Annotated in this window: 14 protein-coding genes; 10 read left to right on the top strand and 4 right to left on the bottom strand. The window is 69.5% G+C overall.

The genetic code is table 11. The features are described from left to right. The 5 genes from ybiB (at position 1) to cls (ending at position 4,164) form a co-directional block, all read left to right on the top strand. A complete protein-coding gene (gene ybiB / locus AC1Q6E_RS10075; RefSeq protein ID WP_492572665.1) occupies positions 1-1,005 on the top strand; it encodes a DNA-binding protein YbiB in 1,005 nt (334 codons plus the stop codon). After that, positions 1,002-1,394 carry a sirohydrochlorin chelatase gene (locus AC1Q6E_RS10070; protein ID WP_492572664.1) on the top strand — a complete coding sequence of 131 codons (393 nt, stop codon included), beginning with the start codon at positions 1,002-1,004 and terminating at the stop codon, positions 1,392-1,394. Before ybiB ends, AC1Q6E_RS10070 begins: the two co-directional genes overlap by 4 nt. A 51-nt stretch (positions 1,395-1,445) precedes the next feature. Further along, a complete protein-coding gene (locus AC1Q6E_RS10065) occupies positions 1,446-2,069 on the top strand; it encodes a glutathione S-transferase family protein (protein WP_492572663.1) in 624 nt (207 codons plus the stop codon). Between the two features lie 105 nt (positions 2,070-2,174). After that, positions 2,175-2,708 carry a peptide deformylase gene (def, locus tag AC1Q6E_RS10060; RefSeq protein WP_492572662.1) on the top strand — a complete coding sequence of 178 codons (534 nt, stop codon included), beginning with the start codon at positions 2,175-2,177 and terminating at the stop codon, positions 2,706-2,708. Positions 2,709-2,727: 19 nt separating this feature from the next. Then, positions 2,728-4,164 carry a cardiolipin synthase gene (gene cls, locus AC1Q6E_RS10055; protein WP_152793247.1) on the top strand — a complete coding sequence of 479 codons (1,437 nt, stop codon included), beginning with the start codon at positions 2,728-2,730 and terminating at the stop codon, positions 4,162-4,164. 6 nt (positions 4,165-4,170) lie between these two features. On the opposite strand, the gene AC1Q6E_RS10050 is transcribed toward cls, so the two are convergent. The 3 genes from AC1Q6E_RS10050 to AC1Q6E_RS10040 all read right to left on the bottom strand — a co-directional run bounded on the left by AC1Q6E_RS10050 (position 4,171) and on the right by AC1Q6E_RS10040 (position 6,932). After that, entirely contained in the window at positions 4,171-4,593 is a 423-nt protein-coding gene (locus tag AC1Q6E_RS10050) for a hypothetical protein (protein ID WP_152793246.1), read from the bottom strand. Positions 4,594-4,628: 35 nt separating this feature from the next. After that, positions 4,629-5,768: an alpha-hydroxy acid oxidase gene (locus tag AC1Q6E_RS10045; protein ID WP_492572661.1), complete on the bottom strand. Its 1,140-nt coding sequence runs from the start codon at positions 5,766-5,768 to the stop codon at positions 4,629-4,631. Between the two features lie 147 nt (positions 5,769-5,915). Further along, entirely contained in the window at positions 5,916-6,932 is a 1,017-nt protein-coding gene (locus AC1Q6E_RS10040) for an aldo/keto reductase (RefSeq protein ID WP_152793244.1), read from the bottom strand. A 128-nt stretch (positions 6,933-7,060) separates the two neighbouring features. Between AC1Q6E_RS10040 and AC1Q6E_RS10035 the strand changes: the two genes are divergently transcribed. Genes AC1Q6E_RS10035 through AC1Q6E_RS10015 form a run of 5 tightly spaced genes read left to right on the top strand, consistent with a single transcriptional unit; the run spans position 7,061 to position 12,336 of the window. Then, positions 7,061-7,921 carry an ABC transporter permease gene (locus tag AC1Q6E_RS10035; protein ID WP_152793243.1) on the top strand — a complete coding sequence of 287 codons (861 nt, stop codon included), beginning with the start codon at positions 7,061-7,063 and terminating at the stop codon, positions 7,919-7,921. 46 nt (positions 7,922-7,967) lie between these two features. Next, complete coding sequence (locus AC1Q6E_RS10030; RefSeq protein WP_296559850.1) at positions 7,968-8,984, top strand: ABC transporter substrate-binding protein; 1,017 nt, start codon at positions 7,968-7,970, stop codon at positions 8,982-8,984. Between the two features lie 17 nt (positions 8,985-9,001). After that, entirely contained in the window at positions 9,002-9,799 is a 798-nt protein-coding gene (locus AC1Q6E_RS10025; RefSeq protein WP_492572660.1) for an ABC transporter ATP-binding protein, read from the top strand. A gap of 21 nt (positions 9,800-9,820) precedes the next feature. Next, on the top strand, positions 9,821-10,951 hold the full coding sequence (locus tag AC1Q6E_RS10020) for an LLM class flavin-dependent oxidoreductase (RefSeq protein WP_152793241.1): 1,131 nt from the start codon (positions 9,821-9,823) through the stop codon (positions 10,949-10,951). Between the two features lie 5 nt (positions 10,952-10,956). Next, entirely contained in the window at positions 10,957-12,336 is a 1,380-nt protein-coding gene (locus AC1Q6E_RS10015; protein WP_152793240.1) for an NtaA/DmoA family FMN-dependent monooxygenase, read from the top strand. On the opposite strand, the gene AC1Q6E_RS10010 is transcribed toward AC1Q6E_RS10015, so the two are convergent. Continuing rightward, positions 12,318-13,400, bottom strand: coding sequence for a hypothetical protein (locus tag AC1Q6E_RS10010; RefSeq protein ID WP_152793239.1), 1,083 nt, complete (start codon positions 13,398-13,400; stop codon positions 12,318-12,320). The two genes, AC1Q6E_RS10015 and AC1Q6E_RS10010, sit on opposite strands and share 19 nt — an antisense overlap. Between the last annotated feature and the right edge of the window lie 153 nt (positions 13,401-13,553).

Genomic DNA, 13,553 nt, shown 5'->3' with positions numbered 1-13,553 from the left:
TTGAAGGATTCCTCAACGCCCAGCCTGGGAGCGCCCATGACCGAGCCCTATGCGTGCGCGCCGCTGATCCGCGAGATCGGCCGCGGCAAGGACGGCTCGCGCGCGCTGGCGCGTGAACCGTCCGGCGAATTGATGGGTGCCATCCTGGACGGCCGGGTGTCGGACCTGGAGTTGGGCGCGGTGCTGCTGGCCCTGCGGATGAAGGGCGAAGCCGTGTCCGAGGTCGCCGGGTTCCTGGACGCGGCCGAGGCGCGGATGGCGCGCGTGGAAGCACCCGCCGGGAAGCCGGTTATCGTCCTGCCCACCTATAACGGGTCGCGCCACGCGCCCAACCTCGTGCCGCTGCTGGCCTGGACCGTGGCGCAAGCCGGCCTGCCGGTGCTGCTGCACGGACAGGCGTCCGACCCGGCGCGGCCGGGCGCGGGCTCGAACGCCGCGCGCGTGCCCACCATCGACATCCTGGAGGCGCTTGGCGTCGAGGCCTCGCCCGATGCCGGGGCCGCCGCGCGGGCGCTGCGCGACCGCGGGCTGGCCTATCTGCCGCTGGCCGTCGCCAGCCCGGGGCTGGCCCGGGTCGTGGGCCTGCGCCGCATCCTGGGCGTGCGCAACGCCGCGCATACGCTGGCCAAGCTGCTGCGTCCGGTGCATGGGCCCAGCCTGCTGCTGTCCGCCTATACCCATCCCGAATTCGGCGCGATGCTGTCCGAACTCTTCGCGCTGAGGCGCGAGGCGGCGCTGCTGATGCGCGCCACCGAGGGCGAGGCCGTCGCCAACACCCGCCGTCCGCAGCGCATCGCGCGCTGGCTGGACGGCGCCGAGACGACCGCGGTAGAGGGCGCCGAGCGCGCCGACGCCGAACTGCCGGCCCTGCCCGCGCGCGATGCCGCCGCCACGGCGGCCTGGGTGCGCGGCATCCAGCAGGGCAGCGAGCCGATGCCAGCCGCCATTGCCGCCCAGCGCGACGCCATACTCGACGCCGCTGCGCGCCTGGGGCGGGCAGCATGACGCCGCGCCGGGGCATCGTCCTGTTCGCGCACGGTTCGCGGGATCCGCAATGGGCGCGGCCCATGGACGGGCTGGCCCGGGCACTGCGCGCGCGCGATCCCGGGACGCCGGTCGAGATCGCGTTCCTGGAGCTGATGCCACCGACCCTGCCCGAGGCCATCGCCGTCCTGGCTGGCCAGGAGGTGGCCGAGATCGCCGTTCTGCCGGTATTCTGGGCGGCGGGCGCGCATGTGACGCGAGATCTCGCGCGCCTGCTGGACGAGGCGCGCGTGGCGCATCCCGCGGTGCGGTTCGCATCCCTGCCGGTATTGTCGGAACTGCCCGGCGTGCTGGATGCCGTGGCCGAAGCAGCCTTGCGCCCGGCCGCGGCTCCGGACGTCCCGGAATAGCGTCCGTCCTTCCATTCGATTTTCTTGCACCCTTATACGGAGACTTTCATCATGATGACCATCTGGGGCCGCCTGACTTCCATCAACGTTTCCAAGGCGGTGTGGGCCGCGCGCGAACTGGACCTGCAGTTCGACCGCATCGACGTGGGCGGGCCCTTCGGCGGCCTGGACAAGCCCGAGTACGTGGCCTTGAACCCCAACGGCAAGATCCCCACGCTGGACGACGATGGCTACATCCTGTGGGAATCGAACTCCATCGTGCGCTACCTGGCCGCCCAGTACGGCGCCGGCACGCTGTGGCCCACCGATCCGCGCGAGCGCGGCCTGAGCGACCGCTGGCTGGACTGGCAGGCCACCGAGTTCGGGCCCGCCATGGGACCGGCCTTCATCGGCCTGATCCGCACACCGGAGGACAAGCGCAATCACCAGGCCATCGCCGAGTCCGTGGCGCGTGGCAACAAGCTGATCCTGCTGCTGGAGAAATTCCTGGCCGACGGCCGCCAATATCTGGCGGGCGACCGCTTCACCATCGGCGACATCGCCGTCGGCTGTGCGATCGACCGCTGGTTCTTGCTGCCTATCGAGCGCCCGGCCACGCCGCTGCTGGCGCAATGGCACGAGCGTGTCAGCACCCGGCCGTCGGCGCAGGGCGTGCTCAGGCAGAAGCTGGCCTGAGATCCGGGAGTTCCAGCCGGGCCTCGCGGCGGTGCCGATCTGGCACAATCCGGGTAGGCACCCCCCGGGCAAAAGGGCCCGGCAGGACCGTTCCAGGGCAGTTCCATGATCCGCGAAATACTGAAGATGGGCGACGAACGCCTGCTGCGCGTCGCCAAGCCGGTCCAGGAAACCGGGACTCCGGCGCTCGACGCGCTGATCCAGGACATGTTCGACACGATGGAGGCCGCCGGCGGCGTGGGGCTGGCCGCGCCGCAGATCGGCGTCGACCTGCAGGTGGTGATCTTCGGCTTCGACAACAGCGAGCGCTATCCCGACGCGCCCGCCGTGCCGCGCACCATCCTCATCAATCCGGTCATCACGCCGCTGGGGGACGAAAAGGAAGAAGGCTGGGAAGGCTGCCTGTCGGTGCCCGGGCTGCGCGGGACGGTGCCTCGCCATGCCTCCATCCGCTATACCGGCGTCGATCCGGCCGGCACCCCCATCGATCGCGTGGCCGGGGGCTTCCATGCCCGGGTCGTGCAGCATGAATGCGACCACCTGATCGGGCGCCTGTACCCATCGCGGATCGAGGATTTCTCCAAGTTCGGTTTCACCGAGGTGCTGTTCCCAGGACTCGATCCGAGCCGCGACGACTGATACCGGGAGGTCGCCACACATGGCGGAAAGTCTGCTGTCGATCGGTCTCGAGGTCGCCACGCTCCACGTGCTGGGCATCATTGCCGCCTGCCACGCGATCATGAACACCCGCACCTCGCAGGGCGCGGTGGCCTGGGCCGTGGCGCTCGTGTCGGTTCCCTACCTGACGCTGATCCCCTATCTGTTCCTGGGACACAGCCGCTTCGCCGGCTATGTGGACGAACACCGGTTCAACAGCGCGCGGGCCCGCGCGCGCACCGAGGCCGACGTCAACCAGTCGCAGCTCACCGTGGCGGCGCGTCGCGACGCCGCCCTGGAACCGACGCTGCGCCGCTTCCTGGCGCTGGACAGGCTGATGGGCCGCCGCTTCCTGGCCGGCAACCAGGTCGGCCTGCTGAAGAACGGCCAGGAGACCTTCGACGCCATCTTCGAGGCCATCGACCACGCGCGGCGCTATGTCCTGGTGCAGTTCTTCATCGTGCGCGACGATCCGCTGGGGCGCGAGCTGCACCGGCGCCTGCTGGAGCGCGCCGCCGCGGGCATCAAGATCTATTTCCTGTACGACGGCATCGGCAGCCACGCGCTGGCCCGCCGCTACGTCGAGTCCCTGCGGGCGGGCGGCGTGCAGATCCATGCGTTCTCGGTGCGCCGCGTCAGCAACCGCTTCCAGCTGAATTTCCGCAACCATCGCAAGATCGTCGTCGTCGATGGGCAGACGGCCTTCATCGGCGGCCACAACGTGGGCGAAGACTACCTGGGCGGCAATCCGCGCCTGTCGCCGTGGCGAGACACCCACATCCGCCTGGCGGGGCCCATCGTGGCGCAGATCCAGCGCACGTTCAGCGAAGACTGGTACTGGGTCACGCAGACCTTGCCCGAGCTGGCCATGCCCGAGGAGTCGCCCGGCGACATGGCCTGCCTGGCCATCGCCAGCGGCCCGGCCGATCACCAGGAGACCGGCTCGCTGTTCATGGCCCAGGCTATCCAGGCGGCGCGGCGGCGCATCTGGCTGACCTCGCCCTATTTCGTGCCTGATTCCGCCGTGCAGTCGGCGCTCAGGCTGGCCGTGCTGCGCGGGGTGGACGTACGGGTGCTGCTGCCCTGCCGGCCCGATCACTTCATGGTCTACCAGGCGTCGCTGTTCCACACCTATGAGGCGGTGCGCGCGGGCGTGCGGATCTACCGCTACCAGCCGGGATTCCTGCACCAGAAGGTCATGCTGATCGATGACGACACGGTGGCGGTGGGCAGCGCCAACCTGGACAACCGTTCGTTCCGGCTCAACTTCGAGCTGAGCGTGCTGACCGTCAGCCCCGTTTTCGCGGCCCAGGCGCAGGCCATGCTGCTGGCCGATTTCGCGCAGGCGAAGGAGGTCGGGCAGGGCGAATGGGATGCCGTGCCCCTGCTGCCGCGCGTGGTCATGCACGTGGCGCGGCTGTTCGCGCCCGTGCTGTGACGGCCGCTAGCGCTTGTCGAACACCTCGGCGCAGCGCGAGAAGCTGAAACCCGCGCCGGACGATTCGCGCGAGGTCTGGATGGCGGTGATGCTGCCGCCGGCGCTGGCGTTGATCTGCAATTCGCAGAACAGCTCTTCGGTGCGGGCCGGCGACACCATGACGCGGTCGGTTTTCTTGGGATCCTTGTCGCGCGGCACGTCGCGGTATTGCGCGGCGTACTGGATGCTTTTCTCGCCGCCCCGCCAGTTGTAGACGGAACTGCCATCGTTGAGTTTGTACGAACGCTGCGGCGGGCCGTACTGGGAAAAGAACGCGTCGGTGGACTGGCCGATCCAGCGCGCGCGTATGGCCGAATTGGTTTCCTCGGTGGTGGCGCAGCCGGACACCAGAAGCAGGGCGGCCGCCAGGCCGGGCAACAAGACCTTCATGGGATTCTCCAGAACGGGTGGGGGGAGGGTTCGCGTCAGGGGCGTATCAGGATGCCGGGGCCGATTTCCTCGACGGTGCGCGTGCCCGTCAGGGCCATGCTGACATCCAGTTCGCGCTGGATGATGCCGAGCGCGGCATCGACGCCCGGTCGCCCCATGGCGCCCAACCCGTAGAGGAAGGCGCGGCCTATCATCGCGCCGCGCGCGCCCAGGGCCAGGGCCTTGAGCACGTCCTGCCCGCTGCGCACGCCGCCGTCGAACAGGACATCGGTCCTGTCGCCGACCGCCTCGACGATGGCGGGCAGCGCGGCGATGGACGACAGCGCGCCGTCGAGCTGGCGGCCGCCATGGTTGCTGGCCACGATGGCGTCCGCGCCGCACGAGGCGGCGCTGCGCGCATCCTCGGGGTCCAGGATGCCTTTCAGGATCAGCTTGCCGTCCCATTGCTGCCTGATCCACGCCACGTCCTTCCAGGACAGCGTGGGATCGAACTGGCGGGCGGTCCAGCGGGCCAGGCTGTTGATGCCGTCGGCGTCCTTGACGTGGCCGGCCAGGTTGCCGAAGGTCTTGCGCCGGGCGCCCAGCATGCGCAGCGCCCAGGCGGGCTTGCTGGCCACGTCCAGCAGATTGGCCAGGGTGGGGCGCAGCGGCACGGTCATGCCGTTCTTCAGGTCCTTGTGGCGCTGGCCGAGTATCTGCAGGTCCAGGGTCAGCACCAGGGCCGAGCAGCGGGCGGCCCGGGCGCGCTGGATCAGCTCGGCGATGAATCCGCGGTCGCGCATCACGTAAAGCTGGAACCAGAACGGTTTGGTGGTGGCGGCGGCCACGTCCTCGATCGAGCAGATGCTCATCGTGGACAGCGTGAAGGGGATGCCGAACTGCTCGGCGGCCTGCGCGCCCAGGATCTCGCCGTCGGCCCATTGCATGCCCGCCAGCCCGGTGGGGGCGATCGCCACCGGCATGCTGACCTCCTGGCCGAGCAGGGTGCCGCGGGTGGAGCGGTTGTCGACGTCGACCGCGACGCGCTGGCGCAGCCTGATGGCGGCCAGGTCGTCGGCGTTGGCGCGATAGGTGCTCTCCGTATAGGAGCCGCTGTCGGCATAGTCGTAGAAGGCGCGCGGGACGCGCTTCCTGGCGAGCTGGCGCAGGTCTTCGATGCAGGTGATGACGGGCATGGACAATCCGGGTGTTCGGGACGCGCGGCACGCGGCCGCATGGGCGCTATTTTGCTACAGATGCGCAAAGCGGCCCAACGTGGATCGTCCACCTGGTCCCAAGGGGGATGACCGGATCTCACTCCCCCGCCACCGCCGCCGGATCGGCTAGCGGCGGAACAGTCGCAGCAGATCGGGCGACGCCGTCTGGCCCGGCGTGGGCGCCACGTTCCGGTCCAGTTGCACCTGCTGCGGCACATAGGGCGCCTCCAGCCGTTCCAGTTCGTCGGCACTGAGCGCGATGTCCAGCGCCGCCACGGCGTCGTCCAGGTGGCCGGCGCGCGTGGCGCCCACGATGGGGGCGGTCACCGCCGGGTTGTGCAGCAGCCAGGCCAGCGCGATCTGCGCCGGCCTGGCGCCGCGCTCGGCGGCGACCTGGATGACGCGGTCCACCACCCGCTCGTCCTCGGGCCGCGCGAAATCGCGCACCACGCGCGACCGTTCGGTGTCCTGCCGGCGGCTGCCCGCCAGCAGGCCGCGCGCCAGGGGGCTGTAGGGCAGCACCGCCACGTTCTGGTGCAGGCACAGCGGCAGGGTCTCGCGTTCTTCTTCCCGGTACAGCAGGTTGTACTTGTTCTGCATGGTCGAGAACCGCGTCAATCCGCCGCGCCCGGCCAGTTGCTGCAGCGTCGCGAACTGCCAGGCATGCATGCTGCTGGCGCCGATGTAGAGCGCCTTGCCGGCGCGCACCACGTCGTCCAGCGCCAGCATCACTTCCTCCAGCGGCGTGTGGGGATCGAGCCGGTGGATCTGGTAGAGGTCGATGTAGTCCGTTCCCAGGCGCCGCAGGCTGTCGTCGATGGCGTGGCGGATGCGCTTGCGCGACAGGCCGTGGCCGGTGCCGTCGCCCCTGGCCAGGCCCGCCTTGGTGGCGATGACGACCCGGTCGCGGCCCGTGCCGTAGCGCTTGATGGCGCGGCCCAGGATTTCTTCGCTCAGGCCGCTGGAATAGGACTCGGCGGTGTCGAACAGGTTGAAGCCGTGTTCGAACGCCGCGCGGTAGTGGGGCTGGGCGTCGTCCTCGGACAGCGCCCACGGCATCCAGTCCCTGGAGCCGTAGCTGGAGGCGCCGAATGCCAGCCGCGACACGCGCAGGCCGGTGGCTCCCAGATCGATGTAGTGCATGAATGGTCCCGATTGCGGCGTGTGCCGGAACGGCCAATCTAGCAACGGGGGGGCCGCCGGGGAAATGCGATTTGCGGCATTGCATATGCGGACAAATTCCTTCGGCGGCGGCATAGAGTGATCTTCCGATGTTTCCCCGCTTCGCCGCCATGTCCAGTATTCCGTCCCACCTCCATGCCGTGCCCGCGCCCGCGCTCCAGGCCCGCGAACCCCGGCCGCGCAAACGCCTGCCTGCCTCGCTGCTGGTCGTCGCGGGCCAGGTCCTGCTGCTGGCGGCCATCCTGGCGGCCATCCAGTTCCTGGTGGACAGCGGCACGGTCAAGCCCATCTACCTGGCATCGCCCACGCAGGTCCTGGAGGCCTTTCCCCGCCTGGTGACGCAGGATGGATTGCTGCGGCACCTGCTGGTGACCTTGTCGGAGGCGCTGCTGGGCGTGGCCATCGCGTTCGTGGCCGGCGTCTCGACCGGGGTGGCGATGGGCTTGCTGCCGGCGGTCCACCGTTTCCTCAATCCGTTCCTGGTCGCGCTGATGGCCGTTCCCAAGGTCGCGATCATTCCGCTGCTCACGCTGTACCTGGGCATAGGCTACGCGCACAAGGTTTTCATCGTTTTCCTGTTCGGCTATTTCATCTTCGTGTTCAACACGATAGCGGGCATCCGGCAGGTGCAGGAGAACCATCTGAAAGTGGCCCGGGTGCTGGGGGCGACATCCGCGCAGCGGGTCTTCAAGGTGGTCCTGCCTTCGGCCATTCCCTCGATCATGGCGGCGGTGCGCGTCGAGGCGGTGATGTGCGTGGTGGCCGCGCTGCTGGCCGAGATCGTGGCGTCCAAGGCCGGCATCGGCAATCTGCTGAACCGGGCCACCGGTGTCTACGATACCGCCGCCGTGTTCGCGCTGGTCGCCACCATCACCGTGTTCGCGCTGCTGATCATTTTCGCGGTCGACCAACTGGAGAAGCGGGTGCTGCTCCGGTGGAAGCACGCGTGACCGCCGCGCCGCCCATTCTTTTCTTCGCCTTCATAGGGATTTCGTCATGAACAAGCATCGACGCGACGCCCTGTCGCGCCTGGCCGCCCTGGCGGCCGTCTCCGCCTCCGTCCCCGGCCTGTCGTCCGCGCAGGGCGCCGGGACCAAGAGGCTCAAGCTCGTCGCCACCAACAGCTATACCCAGCAACCCATCGCCTTCGGCGTCGAAAAGGGTTTCTTCCGCGAAGAAGGCCTGGAGGTGGAGTTCGTGGACGTGCAGGATGCCGTGACCGGCGTGGCGACCGGCGAGCTGTCGTTCGCCTTCGGGCCGACCAGCGTCTACCTGCGGGCCGCCGCCCTGGGCGCGCCGATCAAGATCGTGTCGTCGGGCTTCCGCAGCAAGGGACCGTACTTCCTCATCGCCCGTCCGGGCATCCAGCGCATCGCCGACCTGAAGGGCAAGACCGTGGGCAACGCCCACGCGGGTTCGAACCTGGATACGGTGCTGCGCACGATCCTGGTCCGCAACGGACTCGACCCGCGGCGCGACGTGACGCTGTTCGGCAACGGCTCCACCCAGCAGGCCTATGGCACGCTGATCTCCGGCCAGGTGGACGCGACCATCATCCACCAGCCCTTCGCCGCGCTGGGCGAACTGGAAAAGACCAGCCGCACGCTGGCCCGCGGCTGGGACTACCTGCCCACCTATCACACCGGCGTGCTGATCGCGGGCGACCGGTTGATCGCGAACGATTCCGACCTGCTGCGCCGCGGACTGCGGGCCTATTTCAAGTCCTACACCTACGCCAAGGCGAACTATCCGGAGTACCTGCCGTGGCTGCAGGCCCGGCTCAAGCTCAACCCCCGCGCGATCGAGCTGGCGCTCCGGCAGGAGGACGACGTCTGGGACAACAACCCCGATGTCGATCCGGTCGCCATCGCGGACACGCAGCGCATCGAGATCGAACAGCAGAACCAGAAGGCCCCGTACGACGCGAAGAAGCACATCGACCTGCGCTTCGTTCCACGGGAATACGTCAAGCCGTTCCAGTATCCCGATCAATCGGCGCCGCTCAAAGGCTGATCGAAAGGAGTCGCCCGGTGTCCATCTTCTCGATCCGCAAGCTGAACCAGGTCTACGGCGGCACGAAGCCCGTGCATGCCCTGGCCGATATCGACCTCGACATCGACGAGGGGGAGTTCGTGGTGCTGCTGGGCCCGAGCGGCTGCGGCAAGAGCACGCTGCTGGAGATCCTGGCCGGCCTGCAGCGCCCCACCGCCGGACAGGCCTTGTTCGACGGCCGGCCCATCGCCGGGCCGTTTCCCTCGGTGGGGGTGGTGTTCCAGGACGCGTCGCTGATGCCGTGGCGCACGGTGGCGCGCAACGTCCAGCTGGGCCTGGAGATCCGGGGCCGCGACAAGGCGCTGCGGCGCCAGACCGCCGAGGCCTACCTGGAGCTGGTGGGGCTGGCCGGCTTCGGCGACAAGTATCCGCATCAATTGTCGGGCGGCATGCGCCAGCGCGCCGGCATCGCCCGGGCACTGGCCAACGAGCCCGGCGTGCTGCTGATGGACGAGCCCTTCGGCGCGGTGGACCACATCACGCGCATCAGGCTGCAGGAGGACCTGGTGCGCATCTGGCAGGCGCACCGGCGCACGGTGGTGTTCGTCACCCACGACGTGGGCGAGGCGGTGTTCCTGGGCGACCGCATCGTGCTGCTGTCGCCCAGGCCGGGGCGCATCTACGACACCTTCCGCGTGGCCGTTCCGCGGCCGCGCCGTCGCGGCGACCTGTCGTTGTTGAAACTGGAGGCATCCATCTACGACGCCCTGCATGCGATGGACGTGGATGCATCGCCGGCCAGGGCCCCCCTGCGCGTGCTGGCCGCGGCGCGCTGAACCCCTACACACGGTTGCCCTATGTCTTTCTCTTCCGAAATTTCCCCACGCGCCGGCGGCATGTTGCTGGCCTACCTGCATCGCGGAGCCGGGCCCGAGGCCGAGACGGCATTCGCCGGTTCGCTGCTGACCAGCCTGGCGCGGGAGGTCGAGCGCGCCGGCTTCGACCTGCTGGTGTTCGACGACGAGCCGCGCGCCGAAGCCGCCGCGCCCCGCCTGCGCATCGATCCATTCACGGCGGCGTCCTTCGTCGCGACCCGGACCCGACATCTGGGCCTGGCCGTGACCGCCGATGCCGCCTACTACGAACCGTTCAACCTGGCCCGCCTGACCGCCTCGCTGGACCACATCACCCATGGCCGCGCCGCGCTCAACCTGGTGCACGATCCGGCGCGCGGGGCGGCGATCAATTTCGGCGTGCGTGATCGCGCCGCTCCCCTGGACCCCGCGCGGCATGCCCGCGAGTTCCTCGGCGTGGTGCGCGCGCTGTGGGACAGCTGGGAAGACGACGCCTTCCTGCGCGACAAGGCCAGCGGCCGCTTCGTGGACGGCGCCAGGATCCACGCCATCGCGCACCGGGGCGAGTATTTCCAGGTCCAGGGCCCGTTGAACGTCGCCCGCCCGCCGCAGGGCCAGTTGCCGCTGGTCCATGTCGAACGCTCGGCCGCGTCGCGCCCCTGGGCCGCGGCCGAGGCCGATATCGTGGTGGTGGCGGCCGCGCACGAGGCCGGGGTGCGCGAGGCGGGCGAGGCGCTGCGCGCGCTGGCCGCCCGCGAAGGACGTGACGCGAACCCGCCGCTCGTGTTCGCTCCCGTCGTGCCCTGGGTGGCCGGGACGCCCGGCGAAGCGGAGCGGCTGCGGGCCCGCGCGCCCTTCCGTCCCGATGCCGTCGTGTTGGCGGGGACTCCGGACGAGATCGCCGCCACCCTTCAGGATTGGGCGGCGCGGCGGATCGTGGACGGCTTCGCGGTGCTGCCCGCGCCCGAGCCGGGCCAATGGCCGCGTTTCGTGGAGCAGGTGGTGCCGGCGCTGGCGAGACGAGGCGTGATCGCTCCCGCCGTCGAAGGCGCGGCGCCCACGCTGCGCGGGCGGCTGGGATTGGCGCGTCCCGCCAATCGCCATGTTTCTCTCTTGCAACCCGTCAACGGATGACCGACATGAGCCAACCCCCCCGCCGCCTGCACCTGGGCCTGATGTTCTGGGCCACCGGCACCCATGCCGCCGGCTGGCGCCTGCCGGACGCCAGGGAGGATGCGGCGTTCGACATCGAGTTCCTGCAGCACGTGACGCAAGTGGCGGAGCGCGCCCGGTTCGATTTCCTGTTCCTGGGCGACCGGCTCGCCACCGACCCGCGGCTGCAGCGCACCAATCCCGCGCAGATGTCCAGGCTGGAGCCGTTCACGACGGCCGCCGGCCTGGCCGCCGCCACGTCCCGTATCGGCATCGTGGTCACCGCCAATCCCACCTATTACGATCCCTATTCGGTGGCACGCCTGATGGGTTCGCTGGACCACGTCAGCGCGGGCCGGGCGTCCTGGAATATCGTGACCGGCGCCGACGATATCGCCGCCGCCAACTTCAGCCGCGCCGAGCATTGGGAAACCGGCAAACGCTACGACTGGGCCGACGAGTTCGTCGATGTGGTGAAAGCGCTGTGGGACGGCGCGCCGTCGGAGGAGGACCCCGCCGGCGTCCCGCTGGATCACGAGGGCGCGCATTTCCGCATCGCCGGCCCCCTGGACGTGCCGCGCCTGCCGCAGCGCCACGCCGTCATCCTGCACGCGGGAACCTCGGACCGGTCGCGCGAACTGGGCGCGCGCGAGGCCGACGTGATCTTCGCCGGCCAGCCCGACATCCCGTCGGCCCAGGCCTATTACGCCGATATCAAACAGCGCGCGGCCCGCCATGGACGCGGCGAGCACGAGATTGCCATCCTGCCGGGCCTGACGCCCATCGTCGCGCCCACGACCGAGGAAGCCGTCGCCATCTACGATAGCCTGAACGCTTTCCTGCCGCTGGATCCGGAAGAAGCGGCGGGCGAGGTCCGCAAGGGAGGGTTGGGGCGCGGCCGGCGCCGCAACCTGGGCGCGTTGTCCGAGACCCTGGGCGTGGACGTGCGCGGCAAGGACCACGGTGCCGCGGCGGAGCCCGAGTTGTACGAGCAAGCGTCCGAGGCGGGGCGCAAACTGATCGACGAGACCGTCCGCCGCACCCGCCGGTCGCTGACGGGGCCGGCGCGTCTCTCCTACCGCGACCTGATCGACACCGCGGGGGCCACGGGCGCCATGGTGGTGGGCAATCCCGAGGAGGTCGCCGACTTCATCCAGCACTGGTTCGAGCAGCGGGCGGCGGACGGTTTCAACATCTTTCCCGCCTATGTGCCGGGCGCCGTCGAGGCGTTCGCGGAACTGGTCGTGCCGGTGTTGCAGCGGCGCGGCCTGTTCCGCCTGGACTACGAGGGCCCGACCTTCCGGGACCACCTGGGACTGGGGCTGCCCGGCTCGCGCCGGGACCGGGATCAACTGGTGCGCTTGTAGGTATAGGTGTAGTCGAACCGGGTCGTGGTCGGCGGGATGGTGATGCCGCTGGCCGTGCCCGAGACCGACACCGAGCCCTTGCTCTTGAGCACGATGGTGCTGCCGACGCCGCAGCTTCCGCAGCCCTCGTAGCTGGTCGACAGATCGCTGTAGCTGTAGTTCAGGCTGACGCCGGGCCCGGAGACGCCGCCGGAGATGCCGCCGTACTGCTGCACCACCTGCTGGGCACCGTCGGCGGAGGCCGGGACGGCGCCGAATTCGATGTTGCCGATGGTCTGCTCGAAGGGCGCGCCGTTGGCCGATCCGCGCACGGTCAGCTCCCATTTCGATCCGGACGGAATGGTGCTGGTCGTGCCGCCGCCGCTGAACGAGATGCCCGCGACGCTGATCGAGAAATCGTAGGTGTAGACGCTTTCGCCGACCTTGATCGTTTCCGAGCAGGACGTGGTGGAGCAGCTCAGCGAGACCGACACGCCGTCCAGTACCGCATCGAAGCCTTTGCCGTCGGCCGCGAACGTCCGGCTGAAGAAGTCGAAGGCCTTGGGATCCACGCCCTTGGCTGTGTAGAGGGCGGCGAAGTTGGCGTTTACTCGCTTGGCGGCGGCCGTGACGGCATCGCCCGCGAGGCGGGTGGTTTTCCAGCCTTCGAACAGCGCGGCCAGCGGCTTCTTGCCGCCGGCGTCGTGCAGCGCCAGCGTGGTCAGCGGCGTGATGTTCGCCGTGCCGGCGGCGGCCGCGAACGAGTACAGCACCGTTCCCGATCCGGTCGAGACCTTGAGCAGGTATGGCGGCGCCGATTCGATGGTGATGCTGTAGCGGCCGTCGCCGCCGCTCTTGCCGGTGGCGGAGGCGCCCGCCGCGTTCACGACCGTGACCGTGGCGTTGGCCACCGCGGCGCCGGTGGCCGCCGTGCCCGACAGCGTATCCGTCTTCGGCGCGGGAGGCGTCGTGCCGCCCGAGGAAGTCCCGCCGCCGTCGCCGCCGCAGGCGCCCAGGGCAAGTGCGAGACAGGCGGCCGCGGCAAGGCGCGCGGCGCGTGGCGGGAAGAATGGCAGTTTCATCATGGAATACCCTCGTGGCGTGGTTGGGACCTGCCGCGTTCGCGGCCGGTCGGGTGGTGTCCGGCGATTCTTCCCATGCGGAGCGCGCCGGACAATCCCGTGAACACGGGGTTGCCGGCAAGCGACGAATGCCTTGTACTGGCCAGGGTCTTTCTT

The organism is Pigmentiphaga sp. MLSB6-MA01 (assembly GCF_058793475.1).
This window is presented reverse-complemented; position numbering and strand designations above follow the sequence as displayed.

What these genes read in the sequence shown, in the direction of transcription:
- AC1Q6E_RS10020 (WP_152793241.1), top strand. Translation starts at nt 9,821, where the DNA reads ATGTCTTTCTCTTCCGAAATTTCCCCACGCGCCGGCGGCATGTTGCTG.
- def (WP_492572662.1), top strand. Translation starts at nt 2,175, where the DNA reads ATGATCCGCGAAATACTGAAGATGGGCGACGAACGCCTGCTGCGCGTC.
- AC1Q6E_RS10040 (WP_152793244.1), bottom strand. Translation starts at nt 6,932, where the DNA reads ATGCACTACATCGATCTGGGAGCCACCGGCCTGCGCGTGTCGCGGCTG.
- AC1Q6E_RS10070 (WP_492572664.1), top strand. Translation starts at nt 1,002, where the DNA reads ATGACGCCGCGCCGGGGCATCGTCCTGTTCGCGCACGGTTCGCGGGAT.
- AC1Q6E_RS10010 (WP_152793239.1), bottom strand. Translation starts at nt 13,400, where the DNA reads ATGATGAAACTGCCATTCTTCCCGCCACGCGCCGCGCGCCTTGCCGCG.
- AC1Q6E_RS10015 (WP_152793240.1), top strand. Translation starts at nt 10,957, where the DNA reads ATGAGCCAACCCCCCCGCCGCCTGCACCTGGGCCTGATGTTCTGGGCC.
- AC1Q6E_RS10030 (WP_296559850.1), top strand. Translation starts at nt 7,968, where the DNA reads ATGAACAAGCATCGACGCGACGCCCTGTCGCGCCTGGCCGCCCTGGCG.
- AC1Q6E_RS10065 (WP_492572663.1), top strand. Translation starts at nt 1,446, where the DNA reads ATGATGACCATCTGGGGCCGCCTGACTTCCATCAACGTTTCCAAGGCG.
- AC1Q6E_RS10050 (WP_152793246.1), bottom strand. Translation starts at nt 4,593, where the DNA reads ATGAAGGTCTTGTTGCCCGGCCTGGCGGCCGCCCTGCTTCTGGTGTCC.
- AC1Q6E_RS10045 (WP_492572661.1), bottom strand. Translation starts at nt 5,768, where the DNA reads ATGCCCGTCATCACCTGCATCGAAGACCTGCGCCAGCTCGCCAGGAAG.
- cls (WP_152793247.1), top strand. Translation starts at nt 2,728, where the DNA reads ATGGCGGAAAGTCTGCTGTCGATCGGTCTCGAGGTCGCCACGCTCCAC.
- AC1Q6E_RS10035 (WP_152793243.1), top strand. Translation starts at nt 7,061, where the DNA reads ATGTTTCCCCGCTTCGCCGCCATGTCCAGTATTCCGTCCCACCTCCAT.